Consider the following 17,829-nt stretch of genomic DNA (forward strand, 5'->3'; position numbering starts at 1 on the left):
GAAGAATCGGGTCGACCTGATCAGGCCGCGACCACGTTGTCGCCGTCCAGTGAGACCTTCGTCTCGGCCAGCGGCTTGGCGGCCGGACCGGCCGTCGGAGCACCGTCCTTGATGGAGAAGGCGCTGTTGTGGCACTTGCACAGGATCGAGCTGTCCTTGATCTCGGTGACGTCGCAGCCCTGGTGCGTGCAGACCTTGCTGAACGCCTTGAAGGTGCCCTCCTCGGGCTGGGTGATCACGAGGTCGCCCTTGATCACGCCGCTGCCGACGGCCACCTCGGAGGCGGCCACGAGCACCTTGCCGGCGTTGCCACCGGCGGAGTCGGCCTGCGCACCGGTGCTGCCCGCCGGGACCGGGTTGCTGTCGAAATCCGTGCCGTTCGGATTGGTGCCGGTGCCCGCGTCGGTGCCGCAGGCGGTCAGGACCGCGCCCGCGCCGAGCGCGCCCGCACTCAGCAGGACGACGCGCCGTGTCGAGGTGGAACCCGCTCCGTCCGGCCGCATGTCGGCGTCGGTCCTCGTCTGCACGTCAGTCATATGTCGCCCCTCCAAGTGCCTGGTTTCCGCTCGAAAGTCACGCGGAGTCGCCCCTACATACGAGCCGGCCACCACGATCAGTTCACGCCCCGATCGAGATTCTCCGCCATGACGGTGGACAGCTTCTCCCGATTGGTACGCCTTCGCCCCCGCGGCATCGGTCAAGCAGGCCGAACCAGCGGGTGCCTGGTCGAGACTATGACCTCGACCAGGCACCGTAGCTATGAGTTACCTGAGACCTTGCTGAATCACGGTCAGGCCGATGCCTTGGCCCGCGACCGGGTGGCCCGAGCCTTGGTCCCGGTCGCGCCGTTGGCCTTGGCAGCCCGGGCGCTCGCCGCCGCCGAGCCCTTCGGCTCACCCTTGCGGCCGAGCACGTGCCGCAGGAACTGGCCGGTGTGGCTGTCCGGAACCTCGGCGAGCTCTTCCGGCGTACCCGTGGCGAGCACCATGCCGCCCTTGCTGCCGCCCTCGGGACCCATGTCGATCAGCCAGTCGGCGGTCTTGATGACGTCCAGGTTGTGCTCGATGGTGATCACCGTGTTGCCCTTGTCGACCAGGCCGTTCAGCACCAGGAGCAGCTTGCGGATGTCCTCGAAGTGCAGGCCCGTGGTGGGCTCGTCGAGCACGTAGACCGTCCGGCCGGTGGAGCGCTTCTGCAGTTCCGAGGCGAGCTTGACGCGCTGCGCCTCACCGCCGGAGAGGGTGGTCGCCGGCTGGCCGAGCCGCACGTAGCCCAGGCCGACGTCGACGAGGGTCCGCAGGTGGCGGTGGATGGCCGGCAGCGCCGAGAAGAACTCCGCGCCCTCCTCGATCGACATCTCCAGGACCTCGGAGATCGTCTTGCCCTTGTAGTGCACCTCGAGGGTCTCCCGGTTGTACCGGGCGCCCTTGCACACCTCGCACGGCACATAGACGTCCGGCAGGAAGTTCATCTCGATCTTGATGGTGCCGTCGCCGGAGCAGTTCTCGCAGCGGCCGCCCTTGACGTTGAAGGAGAACCGGCCCGGCCCGTAACCGCGGACCTTGGCCTCGGCGGTCTCGGCGAACAGCCGCCGGACGTGATCGAAGACACCCGTGTAGGTGGCCGGGTTCGACCGCGGGGTCCGCCCGATCGGCGACTGGTCCACGCCGACCACCTTGTCGACGTGCTCGATCCCGGTGATCCGGGTGTGCCGGCCGGGCACCTGCCGGGCGCGGTTGATCTGGTTCGCCAGGACGGTGTGCAGGATGTCGTTGACGAGCGTCGACTTGCCGGAGCCGGAGACGCCGGTGACCGCGATGAACTGGCCCAGCGGAAACGGCACGGTGAGGTTGCGCAGGTTGTGCTCGCGCGCTCCCTGCACCACCACCTCGCGGCCCGCGGTCTGCGGGCGGCGGGTGGCCGGCACCGGGATCGACTTGCGGCCGGAGAGATAGGCGCCGGTCGGCGATTCCTCGTTCGCCAGGAGCCCCTCGACGGTGCCGCTGTGCACGATGTGCCCGCCGTGCTCGCCGGCGCCCGGGCCGATGTCGACGATCCAGTCAGCGGTACGGATGGTGTCCTCGTCGTGCTCGACCACGATCAGCGTGTTGCCGAGGTTGCGCAGCCGGATCAGAGTCTCGATGAGCCGGTGGTTGTCCCGCTGGTGCAGGCCGATGGACGGCTCGTCCAGCACGTAGAGCACGCCGACCAGGCCGGAGCCGATCTGGGTGGCGAGCCGGATGCGCTGCGCCTCACCGCCGGAGAGGGTGCCCGCGCCACGGTCCAGCGAGAGGTAGTCGAGGCCGACGTCGACGAGGAACCGCAGCCGGGCGTTGATCTCCTTGAGCACCCGCTCGGCGATCATCTTCTGCCGGTCGTCCAGCTCCAGGCCCTCGAGCAGCTCGGCGCACTCGCCGACGGACAGGTTGCAGACCTCGGCGATGCTCTTGCCGGCCACGGTCACCGCCAGGACCTCGGGCTTGAGCCGGGCGCCGCCGCAGACCGAGCAGGGTACGTCACGCATGTACCCCTCATACTTGTCGCGCGACCAGTCACTCTCGGTGTCGTTGTGCCGCCGCTCGATCCACTGCACCACGCCCTCGAAGCCGGTGTAGTAGGAGCGCTCGCGCCCGTACTTGTTGCGGTATCGGACATGGACCTGGTCCTCAGCACCGTACAAAATAGTCTTTTGCACTCGGCTGGACAGCTGGCGCCACGGTGTGTCCAGATTGAAGCTCTCCGCCGCGGCCAGCGCCTCCAGGAGCCGCAGGAAATACTCCTGGGTGGTGCCACCGGCCCACGGCTGGATCGCGCCGGTGCGGAGGGTGGCCTCCTCGTCCGGGATGATCAGCTCGGGGTCGACCTCCTTCTTCGTCCCGAGGCCGCTGCACTCGGGGCAGGCGCCGTAGGGCGCGTTGAAGGAGAACACCCGGGGTTCGAGGTCCTCGATGGCGAGCGGGTGGTCGTTGGGGCAGGCCAGGTGCTCGGAGAACCGGCGCTCGCGGGCCGGGTCGTCCTCCGCCAGATCGACGAAATCGAGCAGGACGATGCCGCCGGCCAGGCCCAGCGCGGCCTCGACCGAGTCGGTGAGCCGCTGCTTGCTGGTCGCCTTGACGCTGAGCCGGTCGACCACCACCTCGATGGTGTGCTTCTCCTGCTTCTTCAGCTTCGGCGGCTCGGTGAGCGGGTGCACCGTGCCGTCGACGCGGGCCCGGGCATAGCCCTTGGCCTGGAGCTCGGCGAACAGGTCGACATACTCACCCTTGCGGCCGCGGACGACCGGGGCGAGCACCATGAACCGGGTGCCCTCGGGCATCGCCAGAACCCGGTCGACGATCTGCTGCGGTGTCTGCTTGCTGATCCGCTCGCCGCAGACCGGGCAGTGCGGGGTCCCGGCGCGGGCGAACAGCAGTCGCAGATAGTCGTAGACCTCGGTGATGGTGCCGACGGTCGAGCGCGGGTTGCGGTTCGTCGACTTCTGGTCGATCGACACCGCCGGGGACAGCCCCTCGATGAAGTCGACGTCGGGCTTGTCCATCTGGCCGAGGAACTGCCTCGCATACGACGAGAGCGACTCGACGTAACGCCGCTGCCCCTCCGCGAAAATCGTGTCGAACGCAAGGCTGGACTTGCCCGAACCGGAGAGCCCGGTGAAGACGATCATGGCGTCTCGGGGCAGGTCGAGATTGACGTCACGCAGGTTGTGCTCGCGTGCGCCACGAATGGTCAGTCGGTCGGCCACGGTCAGCCTCTCCGTACAGGTGTTTGAGTAGAGCAGAGCCGCGGACACTCTAGCCACGGGGTACGACAATTTCTGTCGGCCTAGGTGCAGCGCCTCTCACATGGCGGACATTCCCGCAGATCGGACGCGGGAATCGTCCGCTTCAGGGTGGCGGGCGGGGTGGTCGGACGGGTCACTCCTTGGGGGGAACCGGGAGTGAGCGCATGTCCCAGATCTCGACCCCGCCGACGAGCTGCGACGGACCCAGCGCGTCGACCAGGGTCGCCCGAAGCGCCTCGCCGTTGCGGCTGTCCGGCACCAGCACCACGACCCCCGCTCGCCAGTACACCAGATCCTCGGTGATGCGCCGCCGGTCGTCCGCGGTCAGCACCGGGCGGTAACCCCACTCCCGAACCCGGTAGAGCAGGCTCGAGGTGAACCGGGCCGGCGCGCTCCACGAGCCGGTGTCGTCCACCGGCGCGTTCACCGGGCCCATGAAATAGCCGCGCGGCGTCGGATAGTCGAAGTTGTTCAGCGTCGCCCAGCGCATCCCGGTCCGCCCGGTGGTCACCTCGGGCAGCGGGACGGTCACCAGCGTACGGTCGCCCGCCACGTACTCCCGGTATGCGCCGCCCGTGATGAACGGGGGAATCGGGTCGCCCTGCACCACCGGAAGCGGCTTGGGGATGAGCGGCACCAGCGCGCACACCATGCCGATCCAGAACCACCGCCGCCGCCGGGCCGGGTAACCTCCGATCCGGTCCGCCGCCAGCGCCAGGAAGATGCCGACGATCGTCGCCGGCACCATCGCGAACCGCGTCACACTCACCAGGTCGATCACCGGCACGTGGCTGATCAGCCCGAACGGCAACGGGAAGCCGGTGTCGTGCCCGAACACCCGCAGCTCCGGCCCCATCGACATCAGCAGCAGCACCAGCGCCGCGATCGCCGCCGCCCGGACCGCCACCGAACGCCACAGCATCACCAGCGCGACCACGATCATCACCAGGCCGACCGGGCCGAAGAACGTGTTGTCCTCGGTGCCGCTGACGCTCATGTGCCGGGTCAGCGCCGCGTTGCCGGCCAGCGACTGCCGCGCGAACCCGCCCAGCGAGACCAGGTCGGTCACGTAGTCGGTCGGCGCGAACGGCTGCCCGTGGTAGTTGCCCGGAGCGAAGAACTGGTACCACAGCGGGTAGGCCAGCAGCGCCCCCGCCGTCACCGCCGCCACACCCAGCCCCGCCACGAAGCGCCGCCACACCGCGCGAGCCTCGGCCGGCCTCATGATCGCGTACGCCACCACGAACACACCGAGCGTCAACGCCGTGAAGAGCAGCGTCTCCTCGTTGATGAAGCATTGCAGCACGATCAGCAGCCCGAGGATCACCCCGCCGCGCCGGGCCCGCCCCGGCTCCCGCAGCCGCAGCACCTGCCACACGATGAACGGCACCACGTACTGGTTGACGAAGTTCACATGCCCGTTCGCGTGCGACACCATGGTCGGCGCGAACCCGCACCACGCGCCGCCGATCCAGGCCGCCGGCCGAGAGCTCACGAGGTGCCGTGACAGCACCCAGTACCAGGCGAACGCCGTTCCGGCCAGGCCACCGGTGAGCAGCACGGCCACCGAGACTCCGCCACCGAGGAAGTGCGTGATCGGGGCCAGCGGCAGGCTCAGCGCCAGAATCGACGTGTTCGCCATCATGTTCACACCGACCGGCGCGTTCAGCCGGTCGGTGAAGAACAGCGCATCACCGTCGAAGACCACCCGCTCGGCGTGCGCCAGCACGAACAGGAAGACACCGTGGTCGTCGTCGTTGCTGGCCAGCACCCGCCCGTTGGGGTCGATCCAGAGCTGGATCAGCACCACCACCGCGAGCGCCAGGAAGCCCAGCAGAATCCAGAGATCGCTCCACCGGCGCCACCCGCGAACCGGTGTCTCCTCCGCGGTAGCCACGGGCTCCTCGATCATCTCTTCTGCCACACGCACCGGCCGAATTCTGCCAGAGCCCACCCCGGCCGCCGAACGGCCGCCTCCGGCGCACCATTCGCCACTTCCTCTGTGACGTGCACTTACGCTCTCTGCCACGCAAACCAACACCCACACTGCAGATGTACGCCCGGAGCACAGCTCTCCTCCGCCCCCGCGACCCCCCGCCGACCCGCCGCCGACCCGCCGCCGGCAGCTTCCCGGCGTCGCGTCGATGCCGTGTGTGAGAGCAGGGGTGAAGGGGGGTGAGGTGCGGAGGGCAGGTCCGCCCGGCGGGCGCGGCACATCCTCGAGTTGCAGCTGATCGCGGGGACTCAAGAGAGCTTTGCGTCGGTCGTACCAGAAAAGGGTGAACGCCTGGTGCGACGAGCGCGAGCGAGACGCTCGGAGCGACGTCCGCTTTCGATCGCCACTTCGCTGTGGAGTTTGCGCCAGTTCGCGAGGCGGCGTGGTGGGAGGGAGCCGTCGGTGAGTGCGGCCTGGACCGCGCAGCCCGGTTCGGACGCGTGATGGCAGTTGTCGAAACGGCAGCGCCCGGCCAGTTCGGTGACGTCGGCGAAGGCCCGGTCCAGGCCGGCGGCGGTGTCGAGGAGGCCGACGCCCCTGATGCCGGGGGTGTCGAGGACGGCGCCGCCACCCGGGATGGTGATCAGGTTGCGGTATGCGGTGGTGTGGCGTCCCTTGCCGTCGGCGTCGCGGATGGCCTGGACCGGCATGACGGCTGTGCCGGCCAGGGCGTTGGCGAGGGTGGACTTGCCGGCGCCGGAGCGGCCGAGGAGCGCGCAGGTGCGACCCGGTGCGACGTAACGGCGTAGCTCGTCGACGCCGGTGCCCTGGCGCACGCTGACCGGCAGAACCGGAACGCCGGGGGCGATTTGGGCGAGTTGCCGGGCTATCGCAGCGGGGTCGGTGGTGGTGTCGCTCTTGGTGAGGACGAGCAGAGGGTCGGCGCCGGACTCGAAGGCGAGGGCGAGCAGGCGTTCGACGCGGGCGTCGTCGGGTTCGGGATGGATCGGCTCGACCACCGCGACGGTGTCCATGTTGGCGGCGAGCACCTGGCCGGTGGAGTCCTTGTCGGCGGTACGGCGGATCAGCTCGGTGCGGCGGGGCAGCACCAGCTCGAGGGTGGTCCGCCGGTCGGCCCAGCGGCGCAGCACCACCCAGTCGCCGGCGCAGGGCAGGCCGGCCGGGTCGCGGGCGGCCTCGAGGAGGGCGCTGCCGCCCAGGCTCGCCCTGGTCACGCCGTCGGCGGTCAGCACGGTGCTGATGCCGCGGTCGGCTCGCAGCACCCGGCCGGGTGCCGCGTCGGCACGGTCGAAGGGACGGTAGGAGGATGCGAAGGTCTCGTCCCAGCCCAGCTGGGACAGGTCGTACGACATGGGAACCCTTTACGGTCGAGGGGGCGGTGTGTGGCCGGTTATCCGGCGACGGCCCCCTGGTGAAGGGACGCGGTGAACTCGAACAGCACGTGCCTCACCTCCCCGCAGGTTCGATCGATCGCGTCTGCATCGACGGTACGTTCACCCACACCGGGATGAAAGCGAATTCCGATAGGGTCAGCTCGTGACCATGTCTCCCTTGTCATGCTCTCCCCGCCCTCGGCCGCGACGCCGTCCGACGGCGCCGGCTGCTGCCGCTCGGTGCGGTCGATCATGACCATCGACCCGCTCGTGCTGATGACCGATGTCGAACAGGCGACCGAGGCGCTGCTGCGAACCGCGGAGGGCCTGGACGACAGCGCGGTGGGCGAGCCGTCGGGGCTGCCGGGCTGGACCGTCGGGCACCTGCTCACCCATGTGGCCCGCAACGCGGACGCGTATACGAACCTGCTGACCTGGGCCCGGACCGGCGTGGAGACCCCGCCGTACTCGAGCCCGGAAGCCCGTCAGGACGGCATCGAAGCCGGCGCGGGCCGGCCCCTCGCCGAGCAGATCGCGGACATCCGGGCGGCGCACGAGCGTTTCGCCGACGCGGCCGCGTCGATGCCGGCCATCGCCTGGGCGGTTCAGCTGCCGCCGATCGGGCAGTCCGCGGCCGGCGTCCCGTGGGCCCGGCTCCGCGAGGTCGAGGTGCACCACGTCGATCTGGCCCGCGGCTACACCCCCGCGGAGTGGTCGGACGCGTTCGCCCTGCGCCTGCTCCGGGAGATCGTGACCGGCGCGCCGGCGGACGGGCCCGCCATGGTCCTGCGGCCGTTCGGGCTGGAGCGCCCACTGGTGATCGGATCCGGGGACGGCCCGGAGGTCAGCGGCCCGACCAAGTCGCTCGCCGCCTGGCTGGCCGGCCGCGACGACGGCGCCGAGCTGACCGTCTCCCCGGACGGCGAGCTACCAACCCCGGCGAGGTGGAAATGAGCAACGAATACACCGGTGACGTCACCCGCGGCGGTACTCCGGCGGTGCGCGACCTCGGCGGCGGCCTGACGCTGACCAAGGTGTCGGTCGGCCCGATGGACAACAACGCCTACCTGCTGCGCGCCGGCACCGAACAGCTCCTGATCGACGCGGCGAACGACGCCGGCACCCTGCTTGCCCTGGCCGGGGAGTCCGGCCTGCGCACGGTCGTGACCACCCACCGCCACCAGGACCACTGGGTCGCCCTGGCCGAGGTCGTGCAGGCCACCGGAGCCGCCTCGCTGGCACACACCGACGACGCCCCGGAGATCCCGGTCGTCACCGCCACCCTCAGCGACGGCGACACGGTCGAGGTCGGCGGCCACACCCTGGAGGTCATCCACGTGGTGGGGCACACCCCGGGCTCGGTGGTGCTCGCCTACCGCGACCCGGGCGGTCGTGCACACCTGTTCACCGGCGACAGCCTCTTCCCGGGCGGCGTCGGCAACACCCGGAAGAACAAGCGAAACTTCGAGTCGCTGATCAACGACGTGGAACACAAACTCTTCGACCGCTTCGGCGACGACACCTGGTTCTATCCGGGCCACGGCAAGGACTCCACGCTGGGCGCCGAGCGCTCCCACCTGCCGGAATGGCGTGCCCGGGGCTGGTAGACATAGGGCCGGGGAGACCGGGGTGCTGACTTCACTCCGGTCTCCCCCCAGGATCAGCCCGCGCCTTGCTGGGCGTCCTTCGTCACGGTGATGCCGGCGGCGAACTCGACGACCTGTTCGCCCGTCCAGCCGAGGCCGTCCCAGACCTGCACCTGCAGGCGCGGGCCGGACTGGCGGTTCACCAGCAGGTTCCAGCCGTCGGTCTGATCCTCGTACTTGCCCAGTACGCCGCTGTCCTTGCCGACGGTGACCTTCTCGCCCTTGGGCGTGCCGGTCTCGTCCCTCGACTGGAGCATGACGGCGACCTTGCCCTCGAAGCTGTGCATCTGCTGGTCCTTGATGCCGATCGGGGCCAGCGTCATCACGCCCGCGTCGACACCCTGGATCTCCCAGCCGTCCGGAACCTTGTCGAGGATGAAGCCCTTCGGCTGCTCACCCTTGTAGGCGACCAGCTGGATGGACGGGCCGCTGGGTGCCGGGGCCTCGGTCGCCGTCGCCGGGTTGGCGGCCTGCGGCTGAGGGGTGGTGGGTGCCGTGGTTCCGGCGGTGGCGAAGGCGAACGCGGCGGCGACGGCGGCCACCGCGAAAGCCGAGCCGGTGGCGGACTGCATCACCCGGCGGCGGCGCAGGGCGCTGCGGCCACGGACCATGTCGGCCTCGATCTGGTCAGGGGTTGGTTCCTTGCCGGGGCCGGCGATCCGCTCCAGCCCGTCATACAGATTCTGCATGTCAATTCTCCTGGTCAGCGCTTCTTCAGCGCAGTGCGAAAGACGGGTTCTGGCCGATGACCGTGCGGAGCCGTTCCAGGGCTCGCGCGGTCTGGCTCTTCACCGTTCCCTCGGAACATCCGAGTGCGTCGGCGGTGTCGGCGACGTCGAGGTCGTAGAAGTACCGGAACACCAGTGCGGCCCGCATCCGTGGCGGCAGCTGGCTCAGGGCCGCGCGCAACCCCTCGCCCACCTCACCGCCGACAGCCTCGGCCGCGGCCCGGTCCGGGACCTCGGCCATCGGCCGTTCCCTTCGCCGCCACCACCGCCGCCGCTCGTCCGTCAACGCGTTGACCAGCACCCGCCGCACATATCCGTCGGGGTTGTCGGCCCGCCGGAACGCCGGCCAGGCGACATAGAGCTTGGTCAGCGTGGACTGCACCAGATCCTCTGCCAGGTGGGCGTCGCCCGCCGTGAGCAGAGTCGCCGTGCGCACCAGCGCGGCACGCCGGGTCACCACGAAATGATGGAATTGCTCATCACGCTCGTTCTTCACACGAGCCCCTCCTTCGCTCTCACGCCCCCCTGACGTCTGCGCTCTCAGCGAGGTTGCATGACGGCGAAATTCCAGGACCCTTTTTCGTACGATCCACGCAAAGCTCTCATTGCTCCACGCGAGGCGCTGCAAACGCAAGCTTGTGCCGCGCCCGCCGGGCTGACCTGCCCTCCGCACCTCACCCCACTTCGACCGCTCCCGCCACCGGCCGAAGAGCCGCAACAGCAACCGGCCGAAGGTTTGCAACAGCCGCGTCCAGTCACGGATCGCCATATCCGCCGGCTGGATCTTGTACCGTGTGGCGCCATGGCGAGCTGGCAGATGAGTGGCGTCGGGGTCTTCACCCGTTTGGTCTACCGGCGCAAGTTCGCCACCGAGGCGGCCGGGCGCCGCACGCTGGCCCGGGCCAAGGGTCCGTCGGCTCCCCCGCGCCGGCTCACCAGGCGGTTCGACGTCACCCGGGAGAGGGTGGGCGGCTTCGACGTCTACAGCGTCGGCACTTCGCCGGGACCCGTCGTGATCTATCTGCACGGTGGCGCCTACACGAGCGAGATCGTCAGCCAGCACTGGTCGCTGATCGGATATCTCGCCCAGGAGACCGGCTACGAGGTACGGGTTCCGATCTACGGCCTCTCCCCGGAGCACCACGGGCTCGAGGCGCTCGAGCTGGTCACCGGGATCGTCCGTGATCTGGCGAAGCAGGGCCGCCGGGTGTACCTCGCCGGCGACTCGGCCGGGGGCGGGCTCGCGCTGCTGGCCGCACAGGCGACCGGCGACGTCGCGGGGCTCACCCTGCTCGCGCCGTGGCTGGACCTCACCATGTCCAACCCGGGCATCGACGCCATCGAACCGTACGATCCCTGGCTGGCCCGTCCCGGCCTGCGGCCCATCGCCGACGCCTGGACCGGCGGTCTGGCCCTTGACGATCCCCGGCTGAGCCCGATCTACGGCGATCTGACCGACCTGCCCCCGACGCAGATCCTGGTCGGCACCCGCGACATCACCCTCGCCGACTGCCGCACCCTGCGCGACAGGCTCCCGGCCGGGGCCCGGCTGACGTATCACGAGGAGCCCGGCGCGCTGCACGTCTATCCGCTGCTGCCGGTGCCGGAGGCCAGGGCCGGGCGGAAGGCGATCGCCGACCACATCCGCTCACTCCTCAGCGAATAAGCCGGTGCCTCGGCGGACCGGCCGTTCCACCAGCCGCGCCGGCAGGGCGGACCGGCGCCGGGGCCCAGGCATGGCGGGACCTTAACCGCTCTCCGTTATCGGCACGTTTCACACCCTGCTGGATAGGCTGGTCACTGTGCAACAGCGACATGATCCGTCCCGATGGGGATTTCCGCCGCCCAACGACAATCCGCAGCACCTGCTGCCCGGTCCCGGGTTGCCGGGCTGGCTGGAGGAGCGGCTCTTCGACCAGCGGATCGTCATGCTGCGCGGTCAGCTCACCGGCGAGACCGCAACCGGGATCGCGGCGGCCCTGCTCACCCTCGACTCGGCCGGCCCCGACCCGGTGCAGCTGCACGTGGCGAGCCCGGGCGGCGATCTGAGCGCGGCCCTGTCCATCATCGACGTGATGGACTCGCTGACCGCACCGGTGCACGCCGTGGTTACCTCCGAGGCGGGCGGGGCGGTGCTGGCGGTCCTGGCCGCTGCTGACAAGCGGGCGGCATACCGGCATGCCCGGTTCAAGCTGGCTGAGCCCCGCGCGGCGGGCGTCACCGGCACGGCGGACGAGGTGGCGGCCGCGGCCGGGCAGCATCTGCGCGAGCTGGAGGAGGCGGTACTGCGGCTGGCCGAGGTCACCGGGAAACCGCGCAGCCGGGTGGAGGACGATCTCTCGGCGGGGCGGACGTTGACGGCTGCGGAGGCTCTTGAGTACGGGCTCATCGACGAGGTGGTCGCGCCCAAAGGCCGGTGAGAACGCCACGCCTTTTGCACAGCGCCGGCTTCCCGCACAGCGCCGGCTTCCCGCACAGCGCCGGCTTCCGGCGCTCACTCGGGCTGGAAACGCCGCAGGCCCCGGCGTGGACCGGGGCCTGCGGAACGTGGAACTGGTGTTACTGCGCGACCTTCACACCCATCGAGCGGGCGGTGCCGGCGACGATCTTGATCGCGGCGTCGAGGTCGTTCGCGTTGAGGTCGGGCAGCTTGCGCTCCGCGATCTCCTTGACCTGGGTGGCGCTGAGCGTACCCACGGTCGTGGTGAGCGGGTTGGCCGCGCCGGACGGAATGCCCAGGGACTTCCGGATGAGGAAGCTCGTCGGCGGCGTCTTGTAGACCAGCGAGTGGCTGCGGTCCTCGAAGACCGAAACGATGACCGGGATGATCTCGCCCCGGTTCTTCGCCGTCGCCTCGTCATACTCGACCTTGACGGCACGCATGTTGGCGCCGGTCGGGCCGAGCATCTTACCGAGGTCGACCATCGCGGCGTTACCCGCCTCAAGCGCGAGGGTTACCTCATGAGTCTTTTTCTTGGGCGGCATTGAGTAGGGCTCCTTAGGGTGAGCTGCACGGGCCGAACAGGCAGCTCGCCAGCATCAACGACACACGACAACCCCGAGACCTTACTATCGCCGCGACCGGAGGGTCAAAACGGCTACACGCAGGGGGTCTCGGGTTCTCCACCAAGTGTAGCTCGCGAGCCGGGCAGCCCCGCGACCGGGCGGTTCAGTACAGCCCCAGGTCCGGCCGAAGGTTCAGCACCGGCCGCAGCCCAGCCGCTCAGTACTTGTCGCAGCCGCTCAGTACTTGTCGCAGTAGCAGGACTTCATCAGCGCCCGGACCGAGTCCACGTACTCCGGGTTCGGCAGCTCCTTGCTGCCCGCGTTCGCCAGCACCGCGTCCGGCCCGGCCTGATACGCCGAGATGACCAGGTTGAGAAGGCACCACGAGGAGCTGCTCTTGCACTTCGCCGGGCTGAGATCGTACGTCTTCTCCTTGAACTGCTTCTGCGACATGTACCGGGTCAGCCACGCCAGGTAGTTCGCCCCCACATACGCGTTGTCCTTGTACTGCGTCGCGTCGTACGTCAGCCCGAACCGGTTGTTGATCATGTCAACCGTCTCCGGCATGACCTGCATGAGGCCCGCGCCACCGTCACAGTTGTAGACGTTGCTCGTCCAGCCGCTCTCGTGCCACGAGATCGCCTTGACCAGCGGGTAGTTCAGCTTCAGCGTCGGAGCCTCGTTGGTCCAGTAGATCCGGGCCGCGGCACTCTTCAGCGCGGCCTTCGCCTTGGCCTTGGAGACCTCTTTGCCCTTGTGCTCGACGCAGGCCGCTTCCTCGTAGTTGTTCGGGTCCTCGGTCGGCGCCGGGCTCGCCTTCTTCGTGGCCTTCTTCTTCGAGGGCGACGGCGACGGCGACTCCTCGACCAGATCCTCGGTGGGCTCCTCGATCGGCTCCTCGGTGACATCCGGCGAGGGCGACGCGGTGACCGTCTCCTGCGCAGCCACCGGCTGGGGATCACCACCGGTCAATCCGCACCCACCGGTCACCATCAGCGCCATCACCGCTGCTGCAAGACGCGTCCTCATCGATGCCACCCTTCCCCCGTAATACATCGATGGGGAACGCTAACAGCAGCCCGCCGATCTTCGCAGGCCCGAAAAGCTCGCTCAAATCGGCCAAAAGACCACAAGTTTCGGGTCTTGACCCCGGACCTCGGGTGGCAACCGGAACCGGCGACAATAGGTCCATGCAGACCCGCACCGACCTACGCAACGTCGCCATCATCGCTCACGTCGACCATGGCAAAACCACCCTGGTCGACGCCATGCTGCGCCAGGGCAGCCAGTCCCACGCGCGTGGCGAGATGGCCGACCGCGCCATGGACTCCATGGACCTGGAGCGGGAAAAGGGCATCACGATTCTCGCCAAGAACACGGCGATCAGCTACAAGCCCGCCGACGGTGAGCCCGTCACCATCAACATCATCGACACCCCCGGCCACGCCGACTTCGGCGGTGAGGTCGAGCGCGGCCTGACCATGGTCGACGGTGTCGCGCTGCTCGTCGACGCCTCCGAGGGCCCGCTGCCGCAGACCCGCTTCGTGCTGCGCAAGGCGCTGCACGCCAAGCTGCCGATCATCCTGATCATCAACAAGGTCGACCGGCCGGACGCCCGGATCAAGGAGGTCGTCGACGAGACGTACGAGCTCTTCCTCGACCTCGACGCCGACGAGCACCAGATCGAGTTCCCGATCGTCTACGCGTGTGCCCGTGACGGCATCGCCTCGCTGACCCAGCCGAAGGACGGCACCGTCCCGGAGGACAGCACGGACCTCGAGGTGTTGTTCAACACGATTCTCGAGACCATCCCCGCCCCGAAGTTCACCGAGGGCGCCCCGCTGCAGGCGCACGTCGTCAACCTCGACGCCTCGCCGTTCCTCGGCCGTCTCGCGCTCTGCCGCGTGCACGAGGGCACCATCCGCAAGGGCCAGACCGTCGCCTGGTGCAAGACCGACGGCACGATCAGCAACGTCCGCATCTCGGAGCTGCTGATCACCGAGGGCCTGGAGCGCAAGCCCGCCGAGAGCGCCGGCCCCGGCGACATCATGGCGGTCGCCGGCATCCCGGAGATCATGATCGGTGAGACCCTCGCCGACGCGGAGAACCCGCAGCCCCTGCCGCTGATCCAGGTCGACGAGCCGGCCATCTCCATGGTCATCGGCACCAACACGTCGCCGATGGTCGGCAAGGTCAAGGGCGCCAAGGTCACCGCCCGGATGGTGAAGGACCGGCTCGACAAGGAGCTGATCGGTAACGTCTCGCTGCGGGTGCTCCCGACCGAGCGCCCGGACGCCTGGGAGGTGCAGGGCCGTGGTGAGCTGGCCCTCGCGATCCTGGTCGAGCAGATGCGCCGCGAGTCGTACGAGCTGACCGTCGGCAAGCCCCAGGTGGTCACCAAGGAGATCGACGGCAAGGTGCACGAGCCGGTCGAGCGCCTCACCATCGACGCTCCCGACGAGTACATGGGCGCGATCACCCAGCTCCTCTCCACCCGCAAGGGCCGGATGGAAGAGCTGATCAACCACGGCACCGGCTGGCTCCGCATGGAGTGGCTGGTCCCGGCGCGCGGCCTGATCGGCTTCCGGACCGAGTTCCTCACCGAGACGCGCGGCACCGGCATCATGCACCACCTGTTCGAGGCCTACGAGCCGTGGTTCGGCGAGCTGCGTACCCGCCAGAACGGCTCGCTCGTCGCCGACCGGGCCGGCGCCGTCACCGGGTTCGCGATGATCAACCTGCAGGAGCGGGGTCAGCTCTTCGTCGATCCGACCACCGAGGTGTACGAGGGCATGATCGTCGGCGAGAACTCGCGCGAGGACGACATGGACGTCAACATCACCAAGGAGAAGAAGCTCACCAACATGCGGGCCGCCAGCGCCGACAACACCGAGCGGCTGATCCCGCCGCGCAAGTTGTCGCTGGAGCAGGCCCTCGAGTTCTGCCGCGAGGACGAGTGCGTCGAGGTCACCCCGGCCGCGGTTCGCATCCGCAAGGTCGAGCTGGACCAGACCGTCCGCGGCCGCGCCGCAGCGCGCCGCAAGCACCAGCAGTAGGTTCGCTTCCGAGGCCCGCCCACTCCGGGCGGGCCTCACCCTTTGCCCAAAACCTCAGGTGCCGGCGTACGCAAGAAGCACACCTCTTCCCACGCGGCCCCCGTGACCCGTTCACGCTTCTCCCGGGCACTCCAGCACCACCCCGTACCTTCTCCCGGGCCTCTCCGGCACCACCCGCATCTTCCCCGGAGCCCTCCCGGCACCACCCGCATCTTCCCCGGAGCCCTCCCGGCACCACCCCGAACGACAGCAGGGCCCGAGCGACATGGTCGCCCGGGCCCGCGATGTTTCTCTGCTCGCTCTGCCTACTTCTCGGTGCTGATCAGCTCGCGCTTCTTGTCGCGCGACGATTTGGCCAGGCTGGCGACCGTGGCTACGGCCAGGGTGCCCAGAATGATCAGCAGGGAGAGCCAGATCGGGATCTCCGGCGCCCAGTGGAAGCCGTGCCCGCCGTTGATGAACGACAGGTTGTTGGTGTGCAGGGCCTCCAGGAAGAGCTTCACACCGATGAAGGCGAGCACCACGGCCAGGCCGATGTTGAGGTAGACGAGCCGTTCCAGCAGCCCGCCGAGCAGGAAGAAGAGCTGGCGCAGGCCCATCAGCGCGAACACGTTCGCGGTGAAGACCAGGTACGGCTCCTTGGTGATACCGAAGATCGCCGGGATCGAGTCGAGCGCGAAGATCAGGTCGGTCGTACCGATGGCGATCATGACAATCAGCATCGGGGTGAAGAGCCGCTTGCCGGTCTCCGTGACCACGCTGAAGCGCCCGTCACCGAACGACGACGACAGCGGCAGCGCCCGCTTCGCCCAGCGGATGAGAATGTTCTCCTTGAAGTCGTCCTCGTCGTTCTCCCCGCCCTTGACCAGCGTGATCGCGGTGTAGACCAGGAAAGCGCCGAAGATGTAGAACACCCAGGAGAACTGCGAGATCAGCGCGGCGCCGGCGGCGATGAACGCACCGCGCATGAGCAGCGCGAGCACGATGCCGATCAGCAGGACCTTCTGCTGGAGATGCCGTGGCACCGCGAACCGGGCCATGATGATCACGAAGACGAACAGGTTGTCGACACTCAGCGAGTACTCGGTGAGCCAGCCGGTGTAGAACTCACCGGCGGCCTGCCCGCCCCAGGCGAGCCACACGCCGATACCGAAGACAAGAGCCAGGCCGACGTAGAACGAGACCCAGCCGCCTGCTTCCTTCATGCTGGGTTCGTGTGGCCTGCGCCCGATGATCAGAAGATCGACGGCAAGCACTGCGATGAGGGCGACCAGGGTGGCGCCCCAGACCCAGGCGGAAACGTTCAACGAGGACCTCCGGCAGACACGGGTCGTCGCCGTCCCACTCCAGCCGAGTGAGAACGGTGACGTGCGACTGTCGGAGGTCTCTTCCGCCGCGATCCACCGGATCAGCGACCACCGGCCCCGGGTGCGCCTGCTAGGCGTTCCGTGTTGACGAGACCGGAGCGGGGGAATACTCCCCTCCCACGGGAGCCATTGTTGCGCATCGCAGACGCGAACGGCACATCGGGAGGCCCGAGAGTGGCGGGACTCGCGGTCAAACCACTCATCCCGGTCGCTATCGGTTCACCCGCCGTCAAATTTCAGCTGAAGGTCTCTCCGACAAGACGTCAGACTCACCTTAACTCCGCGGCTGGAAGCTGGCCGGGACCTTCCATCCTCGGCGCATATTCCCTGAACCATCCTAGTAAGCTATCCATCTAGTACGTATGGGACGCTTGCGGTCATGGTTCTCGAAGTGACGCTCATCGACGTGCTCCCCGGCCGCGCGGACGACTTCCTGGCCGCCTACGAGGTGGCCCGCCCGATGATCGCGGGAGCCCCCGGCTGCCACTCGGTACGCCTCCAGCAAGGCGTCGACTCCGCCAACCGCTTCCTCCTCCTGGCCCAGTGGGAAAGCCGCGATGCCCACGAACACAACTTCCGCCGCACCGAACGCTTCGCCCAATGGCGAGCCCTCATCGGCGGCTCCCTGGCCCAACCCCCCATGGCCGAATACTTCACCGACCTCCTCACCCCCACCAACCCCGACTTCTTCGCACGCTGACCCCGGAGCCCCCCGCCTTCGCGGCTCGGCGCCCACTCACCCCCGGCGCCCACTCCCCCCCCGCCCCCCCCCCCCCCCCCCCCCCACCCCCCCCCCCCCCCCCCCCCCCCCCCCCCCCCCCCCCCCCCCCCCCCCCCCCCCCCCCCCCCCCGCCAAGAAATGTTGTATTCGTCATCCGGTCGTTTCTCTGCGACCGTTCTAACCAGGACTCCGTC

The 17,829-nt window shown here is 68.9% G+C and carries 15 protein-coding genes; 6 read left to right on the forward strand and 9 right to left on the reverse strand.

Features of this window, described 5'->3' with window-relative positions:
• Positions 1 to 20 precede the first annotated feature (20 nt).
• From ACFQV6_RS09310 to rsgA, 4 genes are all read right to left on the reverse strand, one after another.
• The gene (locus ACFQV6_RS09310; protein ID WP_378026948.1) at positions 21 to 536 is read right to left on the reverse strand and encodes a Rieske (2Fe-2S) protein; all 516 of its coding nucleotides are present in this window, start codon (positions 534 to 536) and stop codon (positions 21 to 23) included.
• A gap of 254 nt (positions 537 to 790) precedes the next feature.
• Positions 791 to 3,742 carry an excinuclease ABC subunit UvrA gene (gene uvrA, locus ACFQV6_RS09315; protein ID WP_378026949.1) on the reverse strand — a complete coding sequence of 984 codons (2,952 nt, stop codon included), beginning with the start codon at positions 3,740 to 3,742 and terminating at the stop codon, positions 791 to 793.
• Between the two features lie 172 nt (positions 3,743 to 3,914).
• The gene (locus ACFQV6_RS09320) at positions 3,915 to 5,711 is read right to left on the reverse strand and encodes a hypothetical protein (RefSeq protein ID WP_378026950.1); all 1,797 of its coding nucleotides are present in this window, start codon (positions 5,709 to 5,711) and stop codon (positions 3,915 to 3,917) included.
• Between the two features lie 314 nt (positions 5,712 to 6,025).
• On the reverse strand, positions 6,026 to 7,090 hold the full coding sequence (gene rsgA / locus ACFQV6_RS09325) for a ribosome small subunit-dependent GTPase A (protein WP_378026951.1): 1,065 nt from the start codon (positions 7,088 to 7,090) through the stop codon (positions 6,026 to 6,028).
• Positions 7,091 to 7,363: 273 nt separating this feature from the next.
• On the opposite strand from rsgA, the gene ACFQV6_RS09330 reads away from it, so the two are divergent.
• Positions 7,364 to 8,065, forward strand: coding sequence for a maleylpyruvate isomerase family mycothiol-dependent enzyme (locus ACFQV6_RS09330; RefSeq protein ID WP_378026983.1), 702 nt, complete (start codon positions 7,364 to 7,366; stop codon positions 8,063 to 8,065).
• On the forward strand, positions 8,062 to 8,718 hold the full coding sequence (locus ACFQV6_RS09335; protein WP_378026952.1) for an MBL fold metallo-hydrolase: 657 nt from the start codon (positions 8,062 to 8,064) through the stop codon (positions 8,716 to 8,718). The genes ACFQV6_RS09330 and ACFQV6_RS09335 overlap by 4 nt, the downstream gene beginning before the upstream one ends.
• 53 nt (positions 8,719 to 8,771) lie before the next feature.
• Here ACFQV6_RS09335 and ACFQV6_RS09340 read toward each other — a convergent pair whose 3' ends face one another.
• Together ACFQV6_RS09340 and ACFQV6_RS09345 are read right to left on the reverse strand one after the other, a co-directional pair.
• Complete coding sequence (locus ACFQV6_RS09340; RefSeq protein ID WP_378026953.1) at positions 8,772 to 9,446, reverse strand: hypothetical protein; 675 nt, start codon at positions 9,444 to 9,446, stop codon at positions 8,772 to 8,774.
• Between the two features lie 25 nt (positions 9,447 to 9,471).
• Entirely contained in the window at positions 9,472 to 9,981 is a 510-nt protein-coding gene (locus ACFQV6_RS09345) for a SigE family RNA polymerase sigma factor (protein WP_378026954.1), read from the reverse strand.
• Positions 9,982 to 10,287: 306 nt separating this feature from the next.
• Between ACFQV6_RS09345 and ACFQV6_RS09350 the strand changes: the two genes are divergently transcribed.
• Both ACFQV6_RS09350 and ACFQV6_RS09355 read left to right on the forward strand, forming a co-directional pair.
• Positions 10,288 to 11,151, forward strand: a complete 864-nt coding sequence (locus ACFQV6_RS09350; protein WP_378026955.1) for an alpha/beta hydrolase — start codon at positions 10,288 to 10,290, stop codon at positions 11,149 to 11,151.
• A gap of 136 nt (positions 11,152 to 11,287) precedes the next feature.
• Positions 11,288 to 11,905: an ATP-dependent Clp protease proteolytic subunit gene (locus ACFQV6_RS09355; protein ID WP_378026956.1), complete on the forward strand. Its 618-nt coding sequence runs from the start codon at positions 11,288 to 11,290 to the stop codon at positions 11,903 to 11,905.
• Positions 11,906 to 12,044: 139 nt separating this feature from the next.
• On the opposite strand, the gene ACFQV6_RS09360 is transcribed toward ACFQV6_RS09355, so the two are convergent.
• Entirely contained in the window at positions 12,045 to 12,470 is a 426-nt protein-coding gene (locus ACFQV6_RS09360; RefSeq protein WP_378026957.1) for an uL11 family ribosomal protein, read from the reverse strand.
• A gap of 258 nt (positions 12,471 to 12,728) precedes the next feature.
• Positions 12,729 to 13,520 carry a transglycosylase SLT domain-containing protein gene (locus ACFQV6_RS09365; protein ID WP_378026958.1) on the reverse strand — a complete coding sequence of 264 codons (792 nt, stop codon included), beginning with the start codon at positions 13,518 to 13,520 and terminating at the stop codon, positions 12,729 to 12,731.
• 161 nt (positions 13,521 to 13,681) lie between these two features.
• Between ACFQV6_RS09365 and typA the strand changes: the two genes are divergently transcribed.
• Positions 13,682 to 15,547, forward strand: coding sequence for a translational GTPase TypA (gene typA, locus ACFQV6_RS09370; protein ID WP_378026959.1), 1,866 nt, complete (start codon positions 13,682 to 13,684; stop codon positions 15,545 to 15,547).
• Between the two features lie 305 nt (positions 15,548 to 15,852).
• On the opposite strand, the gene ACFQV6_RS09375 is transcribed toward typA, so the two are convergent.
• Positions 15,853 to 16,854 (reverse strand): TerC family protein, encoded by a 1,002-nt coding sequence (locus ACFQV6_RS09375; protein WP_378026960.1) that lies wholly within the window; start codon positions 16,852 to 16,854, stop codon positions 15,853 to 15,855.
• Positions 16,855 to 17,293: 439 nt separating this feature from the next.
• Here ACFQV6_RS09375 and ACFQV6_RS09380 point away from each other — a divergent pair, with 439 nt between their 5' ends.
• Entirely contained in the window at positions 17,294 to 17,614 is a 321-nt protein-coding gene (locus tag ACFQV6_RS09380; RefSeq protein ID WP_378026961.1) for an antibiotic biosynthesis monooxygenase family protein, read from the forward strand.
• Positions 17,615 to 17,829 lie beyond the last annotated feature (215 nt).

Origin of the sequence: Actinoplanes sp. GCM10030250, assembly GCF_042666575.1 — a bacterium.
Taxonomy (GTDB): domain Bacteria; phylum Actinomycetota; class Actinomycetes; order Mycobacteriales; family Micromonosporaceae; genus Actinoplanes.

Bases quoted from the DNA above. Each gene is read 5' to 3' on its own strand.
- ACFQV6_RS09310 (WP_378026948.1), bottom strand. From the start codon at position 536: ATGACTGACGTGCAGACGAGGACCGACGCCGACATGCGGCCGGACGGA.
- rsgA (WP_378026951.1), bottom strand. From the start codon at position 7,090: ATGTCGTACGACCTGTCCCAGCTGGGCTGGGACGAGACCTTCGCATCC.
- ACFQV6_RS09330 (WP_378026983.1), top strand. From the start codon at position 7,364: ATGACCATCGACCCGCTCGTGCTGATGACCGATGTCGAACAGGCGACC.
- ACFQV6_RS09335 (WP_378026952.1), top strand. From the start codon at position 8,062: ATGAGCAACGAATACACCGGTGACGTCACCCGCGGCGGTACTCCGGCG.
- ACFQV6_RS09340 (WP_378026953.1), bottom strand. From the start codon at position 9,446: ATGCAGAATCTGTATGACGGGCTGGAGCGGATCGCCGGCCCCGGCAAG.
- ACFQV6_RS09350 (WP_378026955.1), top strand. From the start codon at position 10,288: ATGGCGAGCTGGCAGATGAGTGGCGTCGGGGTCTTCACCCGTTTGGTC.
- ACFQV6_RS09360 (WP_378026957.1), bottom strand. From the start codon at position 12,470: ATGCCGCCCAAGAAAAAGACTCATGAGGTAACCCTCGCGCTTGAGGCG.
- ACFQV6_RS09365 (WP_378026958.1), bottom strand. From the start codon at position 13,520: ATGAGGACGCGTCTTGCAGCAGCGGTGATGGCGCTGATGGTGACCGGT.
- typA (WP_378026959.1), top strand. From the start codon at position 13,682: ATGCAGACCCGCACCGACCTACGCAACGTCGCCATCATCGCTCACGTC.
- ACFQV6_RS09380 (WP_378026961.1), top strand. From the start codon at position 17,294: ATGGTTCTCGAAGTGACGCTCATCGACGTGCTCCCCGGCCGCGCGGAC.